Below are 10,740 nucleotides of genomic sequence, written 5' to 3' on the forward strand. Positions count from 1 at the left end.
TTTTAAAACAAAATTATTGAGATTGCCCCTGCCACGATTAGACTCTCCGGCAGGGGCAGACACATCTGTGGTGACAGACATGCAACATGAAAATCGTAGCTTAAGCTATAAAAGGGTGATAGTTCTCATCCTTTGTCTCTGTGCAGCCCTCCTTCTCTTGAGCGGGCATACCATTGCATATGAAACAGGGGAAGACCTGAATGTCACAAATGAAACGGAAAAGAGCAACAATTTCACAATTGAGACTTCAGTATCACCGGCCATAACAGACAATCCGGAGATACTATCGGATGACCCTCCTGATCAAGGCGATACACCTCCTGAAGAAGAGATGGTAGTCGATGAAGAGAGAGAGGTCATTCCCATTATTCCATCGACAGAGAACGCCCGCAAGCATCTGCTCATCCTTACCGGAGATTCAGAGAAGCAAACTGCTCTTTTTGAGATCCTCTCATCCTCTGATGAAAACCTTTCAATAGATGTTACTCTCATTTCAGAGGAAGAGATCGATACCACCAGTCTCTCGTTCAATAAAACCTGGTTTATCGCCTCGGTCGGTGAAGAGACCGCTTTTCTGATGCAGTCACTTCTACCCGAAGATGGAACTATCATCTCATGTGACATTCCAGACGGCATCGTGCTCGGCACCCCTGCAGATGAAGAGATCTCAGGGTACTGGGAGTCAGCAGATGATGACGACCTCCACAATCTCCTGAGTATTCTTCAGGAACAGATCCTCCTTCAGGATACGAATAAGACCGAGATCGCATTCGTCTTCTCCCGACAAGCAGAGATAACTGCAATTGAAGCAGCACAATTCGATCCGGAGATCAACGCTTCGATCAATATCTCAGTTTACTATGGAAGATCTGATCTCGACCTCTCCTTTGACCTAAGCGGATTTGATCTGATCCTCCTCTCAAACCTTGATGCAGGAGTAATTGAAGGGATCAGGGATACCGTCCTTGCCGCACAGGCAAACGGGTCAGTTGTGATCTCCATTGGCCCACTCCTCCAGAGTTATAACCTTCATACCGAGGATCCATCGGATCCCGAGGTCCAGACCGTTGAGACCTATCTCCTCTATCATTCCGAGAAGAACTTCAATAATCTGGCACGATTCCTTGGTATTACATGGTGCGGGCTTCAGATGAATCTCGAACCTCCAGAGAGCCGCCCGATTTATGGGATCTATCACCCTGATGCCCCGGACATCTATCCGACTCTTTCAGATTACCTGGAGTGGTACACCGGAGCTGGCATTTACGACCCGTCACGGGGAACCGTTGGTGTCATCACCGGCGACTACACCTATATGGCACGTGATGGCCCGATGCTCGATACCCTCGTGCGTTCATATGAAAATGCAGGGGTAAATGTAATCGTCGCCACCTATCACTACAAAGATCCCGTCAGGATCAACTACTTCATGCAGGACGGGATGGTGATGATCGATGCAGGCGTCCTCATCTCAAAAGGCTCCCGCCTTGACTATAGCGATCCTGAGCGCGGGGTTCTGAACCTCAAGACCCTGAATGTCCCGATCTTAAATGCGGTCCGGCTCTTCTATGATGTCGATGAAGAGACATGGCGAAACAGTCCTCATGGTGTTGGACCGGAACAGCAATGGCAGCTACTGATCGCAGAACTTGATGGCATCATCGAGCCGATCGTCTTTGCCACAAAGGCGATCGATCCGGTCACCGGAGCGGACTACTACAAGCCGATGAACGACCAGGTCGCCTGGCTGACAGAGCGGACGCTTGCATGGGTGGACCTAGGAAGGACTGACAATCAGAATAAAAAGGTCATCATCCCCTACTACAGTGCGGAAGGTGGAAAGTCGACTGTCGGCGCAGATATCGACTATTATCTCGACGCACAGGCCAGCCTTGCCAATCTCCTCCTTGCCATGCGGGATCGCGGCTATGATTTGGGATCAGGTCCCCTTCCTGATGCAGAAGAGCTCGCTGACCTGATGGCATCTAAGGGATATAATATCGGCACATGGGTTCCCGATGAGCTGAAGAAGCGTGTTGAGATGGGTGATGTGATCCTGATCCCAGAAGACCAGTATCTAACCTGGTTTGGTGAATTATCAGCCGACAAACAGCAGCATATGATCGATATCTGGGGAGCACCTCCCGGTGAGATCATGGTCTATGACGAAAATGGCGGTCGCTCGCTTGTCATTCCGATCATCAGGTTCGGAAACGTCATCCTCGCCCCCGACCCGATGCCCGGCTGGAATCAGAATACTGACGTCACTTACCATGACGGTGCAATCCCACCGACACACCAGTGTTTTGCTTTCTATACCTATATGGATCGGGTCTTTGAAGCCGATGCGATCTTTTCTATCTTCTCGATCATCCCGATGATGCCCGGAAAAGAAGCAGGACTTGCAGCAGACGACTGGGGTGCGATCCTCTCCGGATCGATGCCGCATGTGCATGTCCTTCCGATGGATGCAGAAGGGATCTTTGATCGGAGACGTGCGAATATGGTGATCGTTGACTTCATGACACCGGTCCTTGTGCCATCCGGACTCTATGGGGAGCTTGCAGACCTGAAGGAGACGATCACAAACTACAGAACTGTCGTTGATTTGGCGGTGAAGGAGGGCTATAAGAATGAGATTCTTGCGACGGTAAAGGCACTTGGGCTTCATTACGACATCGGCTGGAATATTGACGCAATATCAACAGACGATACGCAATTTAATGCATTCCTCCTCGATATGGATTCATATTTAAAAGAACTTGCAACCGTCAACATGCCATACGGCTCACACATACTCGGCGAGGTGCCGGATGGTGAGAGCCTGGTAGCATTGATCAACGGGATGCTTGGAACATCATATAAGAGCCATGTTGAGGCAGCAGGTGGAGACGAAGATGCGGCCATTGCACTCTTAAACGAGGTCATACTAAACGGAAATAACCCAAATGATGCCCAGCAGAGAATTCTTCAACAGACATCCGCTGATATCACCGCCGATCTGGTGCTTGCAGAGGATTATCACCAGAGGATCCTCGACTGCACCATTGAGATACCCCGTATCCTGGATGCGCTTGAGGCACACTATATTCCTCCGGGTCCAAACGGGGATCCGATCAGAAACCCGGATGCACTTCCAACCGGCAGAAACCTCTGTACCTTCGATGACCGGATCATCCCGACAAAGGTCGCATGGAATGTAGGCGTCGCCCTCGGTGACGAACTGATCGCAACCCATCGTGCACAACATGGAGACTATCCGGACAAGGTCGCATTCCTCCTCTGGTCGATTGAGACCTCCCGCCACCAGGGGACGATGGAGTCAGAGATCTTCTGGATGCTCGGGGTACGCCCGATCTGGACAAGCAACAATCGGGTGAGTGATGTGGAGTTGATCCCGTCATCCGAACTCTGCAGGCCACGGATCGATGTTGTCGTCGTCACATCGGGATCGTACCGTGACATGTATGCAAGCAAGATAGAGCTGATTGATAAAGCGGTCAGGCTTGCGGCAGCAGCAGATGATGGCGCAATGCCAAACTACGTGAAGATAAACACCGATCGGATCTATCAGTCACTCATTGCTGAGGGATATGATCCCGCACGTGCAATGGAACTGGCTGCATCACGGGTCTTCTCTCCACCACCCGGATCCTATACCCCTGGAATTGAACATGCGATCGGCGGGACAGACTCATGGGATGACCCGAATCAGATTGCAGATCTCTATATCAGCAGGATGAGCTACATCTACGGCCAGTCGATCTGGGGTGAACAGTATGCCGATATCTTCAGGGCAAACCTTGCCGATGTGGATATCGGAGTCTTCTCACGGACATCAAATCTCTATGGGACACTCGAACACCCGATGGTCGCTGCATACTTCGGCGGACTGAGTCTTGCCATCCAGAGCATCTCCGGCAATACCCCTGACATGTACATCAATAACCAAAGAAACCCACAGGACCAGAAGCTGGAGACATTAAGCCAGTTCGTCTCCCGTGACCTGAGATCCCGATACTTAAACCCTGCCTGGATCGAGGGGATGATGGGCAATGGGTTTGATGGCGCACGATATATGGAGTCATTTGTCGAGAATATGTGGCTCTGGGATGTCACAATTCCAGATCTGATCACAAGCGAGATGTGGGAGAGTGTCTATGCGACCTATGTGCTTGACCAGTATGACCTTGGGTTATCTGAGTACTTTACATCAGCTAATCCCTATGCCTATCAGGCGATGACCGCCAGGATGCTCGATGTTGTCAGGATGGGATACTGGGATCCTGATTTCTCTGTTCTTTATGCGTTAACAACCGAATTCCAGCAGTCTGTCCAGATGAACGGGGTCACCTGCTGCCACCACACCTGCGGTAATCTCGCTCTTGAAGCCTACATGAACGGTATTATGTCAGGGAGAATCCAGCCGGACTCATTCCGCGACTCCGGATCAGATCCATCACCCGCATCCCTCCCTCCACCTGCAACCACTGATGCCCCGGCGGTGACCGGAGCCACCGATGCGGCAAACACCACTATAGAGTCATCAGGGGTTGGGAGTGACATCACGACATATCCGGGAGATGCGATCTCAACTGACCGTCAGGTAGTAGGCCAGGTGATGACAGAGGATACCAGAGACAGATCTTCACCGACACCGATGATCTCAACACCAGTTCTTGCGATCCTCCTCTCAGTGCTTGTGCTTGGAGCAGTCGGCACAGGTTTCTTCTATAAGAGAAGATAAGCCACCATTCCACATATATTTTTATATAATGACTTAAAAGATGCATTTTATCTAAAAAATATACATTAAGATCAATTATACACAAATATATGGAAAACCATTATCATCCCTCGCCTGAGAAGAAGTACCATGCATACGATCAGCATTCTCCCCGGCCATGATCGGAATGGCAACCCTGAAACCTTTGAGGCACTCCATCTCCACCCAGGCGACACTCTCGCGATCGTCGGTCCGACAGGTTCCGGCAAGAGTGCCTTCATAAACGATATCGAGGTCTTTGCCCAGGGAGATACCGCAACTGGCAGGCGTATCCTCCTTGATGGCGAAACACCGCCCGAAGAGTTCGTCAGGGATCCTGCCTGTAAGCCGATCGCCCTCATCACCCAGACCACAAAATGCCTTGCGGATCTCACCGTCTCTGAGTTCCTGAGCATGCATCTCCGTGCACGGAAGATCACAGAATGCGACCTCATCGAGAAGACGATCCGGCTTGCAAACGAGTTTACAGGTGAGCCGATCCGTCCTGAATGCCGGATATCCTCACTTTCAGGCGGCCAGACGAGATCCCTCCTTGTTGCTGATGCGGTGATCATCTCAAACGCACCGATCATCCTCCTCGATGAGGTGGAGAATGCAGGAATATTCCGTGACCGTGTCATCACCTGCCTCAAAAAATCCGGCACCTCCGTCATCTTCGTCACCCATGACCCCCTCGTCTCTCTGATGTCTGATCGGCGGATCGTGATGGGGAACGGGGCAGTGAAGGCGGTGCTTGAGCCGGATGGATCTGAGGAGTCGGTACTGAAGCATGTCACCGAGATCGATCTCTACCTCTCCTCACTCCGTGAGCGTCTCAGATCAGGAGAAGTCCTCAGGGAGACGGTTGCTTTCGCATGAAGCTGATCATCGTCGCCGGGCCTCCGTCTGCGGGGAAGACAGCAGTGATCCGGCAGATCATGAGCCATCTCCCGGAAAAGAGCGCTGCGTACCTGAAGATCGATGTCATCTATGCAAACGAGGATGAGGAGATCGCCCGTGAGTATGGCATTCCAGCACGGAAGGTTATCTCCGGGGATCTCTGCCCGGATCATGCCGGGATCACGGTTCTTTCCGATGCCCTGCTCTGGGCAGAAGCAGAGGATGCCGAATTCCTGATCGTGGAATCTGCCGGACTCTGCCTCAGGTGCACACCCTACACGACAGAGTCGCTTGGCATAGCAGTCCTCTCAGCAATCTCGGGAACCCATTCTCCCTATAAGATGAGCCCGATGATCGCACTGGCAGATGCTGCTGTTGTCACCAGGATCGATCTCGTCTCACAGGCAGAAAAAGAGGTTTTCCGGGAAGCGATCCGGGATGTTGCACCGGCAGTCGAGATTATTGAGACGAATGCGGTCATCGGGACCGGAATGCGGTACCTGATGAAGATCATCGATGATCTCCAGCCGATTACTGATCCTGCCGCGATTACCCTCCGGGGAAACCCTCCGCTTGGTGTCTGTACGGTCTGTGTCGGGAAGAAGCAGATCGGGTGGGAGAACCATTTCGGGGTTGTCAGAAAGCTGGAAAGCGCAGATACCCTCTTCCGGGGTGAATAGATGGCATGGATACCACCAGGCAAGAACTGCGGACTCTGCGGAGCGCAATCATGCACCGCCTTCACCGCACTTGTTGCCGCAGGCGCAAAATCTTACCGGGACTGCCCCTTCTACATGGAAAGAGAGAGGAAAACAGACTCATCCTATTCAGGAGTTGATCTCCTCGGCCTTATCTACGATTTTGTGATCCACCCGTTCCCTGGTGAGCCATCCACCAGGAAGGATATCGTCCCATTCAGGCCCGATCTTGTTGAGAGATGGGAGATCAAGGCGGGGGACCTCGTCATCGGGAGGCCTGCCGGGGCGGGATGCCCGATCACCCATGCACTCAGGGTGACTGGTGCCGATCCGGTGAGCGGCATTATCTCCTGCCATGTCACAAGCCCTCTGGAAGCACGGAATGAGGATTGCCTGGATCTGAAGGCGTATCATGTCCATGCATTTGAGGGAATAGCGGAGGTGGTCAACCGTGAACCGACATTTGGCCTGCGGCAACGGTTCCAACCCGGATACTGCCTCATGGGGCTGTCACATTCAGGTGTGGTGAATATGGTTATTACCACCCGCGATGGAATCAGAGTCAGGGTTGAAGGGGTGACGCTATGAAGACTGCACAGGAGATCAACGACAGAATCAGAAGCGGGGAGGCGATCGTCATCCCTGCACATGAATTCAAAAAAAGGGTGCGGAATGGTGAGAGATTCACGGTTGAGGATGTCGATGTCATCACCTGCGGGACATTCGGAGTGATGTCCGGAACCTATGCAGTTCTGACGGTTCCTGTTGCACCCCCCGGCACTTTTCGGAAAGCCGAATCACTCTTCTTAAATGGTGTTCCTGCCTATCCCGGCCCCTGCCCGAACGAACGGCTCGGCCTTGTCGACTGCATCGTCTATGGTACCGCACAACGGGACGAGAGCTATGGCGGCGGCCATCTCTTTGCCGATCTCGCCGCCGGGAAGACCATCGAGGTCGAAGCCGGGGCAGACGGGCGGCGGTATACAGATGAGATCACCCTCTCCGACTGTGGTTTTGCACGGCTCCATACGACACGATCGGCATTTAAGAATTACACCGCATTTCTCAGAAGAGAAGAGGGGATGCTTGAGACCATCTTCTCGGTCACCGGTCTCCATGGGCCATGCAGGGAGATCTCTGTTTCCGGATGTGGGGAGGTGAACCCGGTACAAAACGATCCCTCACTCAGGTCACTTGCACCCGGCACACCCGTTCTTCTGAATGGCACAAACGGAATTATCACCGGTACCGGTACGCGATCGACCCCGGAACGGCCGAATCTCGCCTGTTCAGCCGGTATGGACGGGATGGATCCCCTGATGATGGGGGGATTTATCACCTCAGACGGACCCGAATGCCTCACCTCGGTTGCAGCTGCCATCCCGGTGCTCGACTCCCAGACTCTTGAAGGGCTGATGGTACTTGATGAGGAGATTCTACTCCCGGTTGCCGATATCAGCGACAGGCAACCTATCGGAGAATCGGATTATGGCAGAATCTGGCGTGGTACAGACAGGGGTGTCCGCATCTACCCTGAACAGTGCCTGGACTGTACACCCTGCACAGCTCGTTCAATCTGCCCTGCCGGGGCAATCGGAGAGAGCTTTGCCATCGATCGCTCCCTCTGCCTCGCCTGCGGCGCCTGTGCCTCAGTCTGCAAGGGGAGGGTCTTTTCGATCAATCTCGGAACACTCGATATCTCCGGGAATGAGATCCCGGTGACACTCCGCCAGTCCGATCGCACCAGGGCTGAGCGGCTCTGCCGGAATCTGGCAGCTCGTATCCGCGAGGGTACATTCTTCCTCAGGGAGGGGGCATGAACCACCTGCTCAGGTGTCCGGTATGCGGTGAGACATTCCCCGATCATGGTGAGCTTGCCTGTCCTGATGGGCACCACGGTCTCCTCCGTGCAATCTACCCGGAGAAGCAGCTGACTATAAGGGATGAGCCAGGCATCTTCCGGTATGCAGACTGGCTCCCGGTACAGCAGGTGCCGCGGACACAATCAGGACCTGTGACATTCCGCTCTCTGGAATTTGCAAAAGAAGTGGGACTTTCCAACCTATGGATCGGCTTCACCGGCTATGCACCTCACAGAAGTGCCTTTGTCCCGACCTGCTCATTCAAGGAGCTTGAAGCCTGGCCGACAGTACAGCGCCAGAAAGAGACCGGGGGCGGCACCCTTGTTGTTGCATCTGCCGGGAATACCGGAAGGGCCTTTGCCGAGGTTGCAGGGACGATGAATCAGCAGGTCCTCCTTGTCGTTCCCAAACGCGGACTTGAACGGATCTGGACATCGGCACCTGCGGAGAATGTCACCCTGATCGCAGTGGATGGAGATTATTCGGATGCGATTGCAGTTGCCGATCGGATATGCGAGCTGCCAGGATATATCCCTGAAGGCGGGGCAAAGAATGTCGCACGCCGGGACGGGATGGGTACCGTCTTCCTTGATGCGGCAGTAACTATCGGCAGTATTCCTGATCACTATGTACAGGGTGTTGGGAGCGGCACCGGCGCTATCGCCGCATGGGAAGCGGCGCTCCGGCTCATTGCAGATGGGCGGTTTGGCGAGAGGCTTCCCCGCCTGCATCTCGCCCAGAACCTCCCCTTCATCCCGCTTGTGTCGGCATGGCAGGCACGGCGGCGCGAGATTATTCCGGAGATCGATATGCCGCATGCAGAAGAGGCGATCAGGGCTGTGAATGCCGATGTCCTGACAAACCGGAAGCCCCCCTATACCGTGCCCGGCGGCCTCTTTGATGCATTATCAGCCTGCGGCGGCCAGATGTATGGGATCACGAATGCCGCCGCAGAATCCGCAGGACTGCTCTTTGAGAAGACAGAGGGGATCGATCCCGATCCGGCGGCGGCAGTCGCCTGTGCAGCCCTCCTGGCAGCAGTTGATCGCGGTGAGATCGGAGAGGATGCATGTGTGCTCCTGAATATCACCGGTGGGGGATACAAAGCAGTTTTAGAGAAATATCAGGTAGTACCGGTTGAGACCATCCGTCCGGGAGAGGTTCCTGCATGTATTCTGGAGAAAAGCCATGTTTGAAGACGATATCATCAGGATCCTACAAGATGAGGGTATCACCCTCATCTCCCATCTCCCCTGTGATAAGGCTGGTACGCTCTGTGCCCTGGCAACAGGTGCCTTTCCGCATGTCCCTCTCCTCCGCGAAGAGGACGGGGTAGGCGTCTCGGCAGGCATATATCTTGCCGGGGGTCGGCCTCTTATTATCATCCAGAGTTCGGGCCTCGGCAACATGCTCAATGCCCTCCTCTCCCTCCACGGGACATTCCATCTGCCGCTCCCAATCATCGCGAGCTGGCGGGGGATGCAGAACGAGGTGATCCCAGCACAGATCCCGTTTAACTCACGCCTCCCTGCTATCCTTGAGGCTGCTGATATCCCGTATGCAACCATCATGGAGCCGGATGAGCTCCCCCGCCTTCAGGAGATGATCCGGCGTTCATTTGATGAGGGTATTCCCACCGTCACTCTCTTCTCTCCCGCCTGTTTTGATGGGGGCTCCTGCCCGGCAGGGGAGTTTCCTAACCGGGGCAGGACGATTTCCTCGATTCCGGGATCGGTTATACATGAGCCGGAGATGACCCGGTATGATGCAATCGCCGCCCTTGCCCCTCATCTTGGATCCGCACTCTGCATCAGTAATATCGGCATCCCCTCCAAAGAGCTGTATGCAGTATCTGATCGGGATGAAAACTTCTACATGCTCGGCTCCTACACCCAGGCATCCCCGATCGGGCTTGGCCTTGCCCTCGCACAGGATCGGGAGGTGGTGGTGATCGATGGCGACGGCTCGCTCCTTGGATCTGCGATCCTGCCCGTTGTCGCATCATCTGCGCCAAAGAATCTCACCATCATCTGCCTTGACAACGGCACCTTCGGCTCCACTGGGAACCAGATCACCCAAGGATATGCCATTACTGATCTTGCGCAGGTCGCCTCTGCTGCCGGGATCCAGGAATGTGTGCAGGTGCATATCCGGGAGGAGCTCATTTCTGCGATCAGAGAGATGAAAGCCGGGCCCCGGTTCATCCACGTGATCATCAGGCCCGGCAATTCGGCGGTTCAGAATATCCCGCTTACGCCTGATCAGATACGTGATCGGTTTATGCAGGCGATCCGGCCTGCGGAGTGAAACCGGAGAATTCGAAACCCAAAGATCCAGACTATCCGGAAGAGGGTGTTCATTGAGAAGGTGTGCGGGTGAATGCTTACACCTGTCTTCGGCAGTAAAACCTTAACTATCAAACATTTACGTACATAGTTTTATATGCAAGTACAGGTTTAATATTCAATTGTTCTACTATGGCTCTTGTAGATGGCTCGAATGTCACAATATCCCA

At 53.7% G+C, this 10,740-nt stretch carries 7 protein-coding genes; all 7 read left to right on the forward strand.

Annotated features, from left to right (window positions below; genetic code table 11):
* Positions 1 to 115 precede the first annotated feature (115 nt).
* The gene (locus tag FTO68_RS07565) at positions 116 to 4,747 is read left to right on the forward strand and encodes a cobaltochelatase subunit CobN (RefSeq protein ID WP_255332781.1); all 4,632 of its coding nucleotides are present in this window, start codon (positions 116 to 118) and stop codon (positions 4,745 to 4,747) included.
* Positions 4,748 to 4,876: 129 nt separating this feature from the next.
* Entirely contained in the window at positions 4,877 to 5,644 is a 768-nt protein-coding gene (locus FTO68_RS07570; RefSeq protein ID WP_255332782.1) for an ATP-binding cassette domain-containing protein, read from the forward strand.
* Entirely contained in the window at positions 5,641 to 6,345 is a 705-nt protein-coding gene (locus FTO68_RS07575) for a GTP-binding protein (protein ID WP_255332783.1), read from the forward strand. Before FTO68_RS07570 ends, FTO68_RS07575 begins: the two co-directional genes overlap by 4 nt.
* Positions 6,346 to 6,951, forward strand: coding sequence for a (Fe-S)-binding protein (locus FTO68_RS07580; RefSeq protein WP_255332784.1), 606 nt, complete (start codon positions 6,346 to 6,348; stop codon positions 6,949 to 6,951).
* Positions 6,948 to 8,183, forward strand: a complete 1,236-nt coding sequence (locus FTO68_RS07585; RefSeq protein ID WP_255332785.1) for a methanogenesis marker 16 metalloprotein — start codon at positions 6,948 to 6,950, stop codon at positions 8,181 to 8,183. Before FTO68_RS07580 ends, FTO68_RS07585 begins: the two co-directional genes overlap by 4 nt.
* Positions 8,180 to 9,421, forward strand: a complete 1,242-nt coding sequence (locus FTO68_RS07590) for a cysteate synthase (RefSeq protein WP_255332786.1) — start codon at positions 8,180 to 8,182, stop codon at positions 9,419 to 9,421. Before FTO68_RS07585 ends, FTO68_RS07590 begins: the two co-directional genes overlap by 4 nt.
* Positions 9,414 to 10,532: a sulfopyruvate decarboxylase subunit beta gene (comE, locus tag FTO68_RS07595; RefSeq protein WP_255332787.1), complete on the forward strand. Its 1,119-nt coding sequence runs from the start codon at positions 9,414 to 9,416 to the stop codon at positions 10,530 to 10,532. Before FTO68_RS07590 ends, comE begins: the two co-directional genes overlap by 8 nt.
* The last annotated feature ends 208 nt before the right edge of the window (positions 10,533 to 10,740 follow it).

Source organism: Methanocalculus taiwanensis (assembly GCF_024372745.1).
GTDB lineage: Archaea > Halobacteriota > Methanomicrobia > Methanomicrobiales > Methanocorpusculaceae > Methanocalculus > Methanocalculus taiwanensis.

What these genes read in the sequence shown, in the direction of transcription:
- FTO68_RS07570 (WP_255332782.1), top strand. Translation starts at nt 4,877, where the DNA reads ATGCATACGATCAGCATTCTCCCCGGCCATGATCGGAATGGCAACCCT.
- FTO68_RS07575 (WP_255332783.1), top strand. Translation starts at nt 5,641, where the DNA reads ATGAAGCTGATCATCGTCGCCGGGCCTCCGTCTGCGGGGAAGACAGCA.
- FTO68_RS07580 (WP_255332784.1), top strand. Translation starts at nt 6,346, where the DNA reads ATGGCATGGATACCACCAGGCAAGAACTGCGGACTCTGCGGAGCGCAA.
- FTO68_RS07585 (WP_255332785.1), top strand. Translation starts at nt 6,948, where the DNA reads ATGAAGACTGCACAGGAGATCAACGACAGAATCAGAAGCGGGGAGGCG.
- FTO68_RS07590 (WP_255332786.1), top strand. Translation starts at nt 8,180, where the DNA reads ATGAACCACCTGCTCAGGTGTCCGGTATGCGGTGAGACATTCCCCGAT.
- comE (WP_255332787.1), top strand. Translation starts at nt 9,414, where the DNA reads ATGTTTGAAGACGATATCATCAGGATCCTACAAGATGAGGGTATCACC.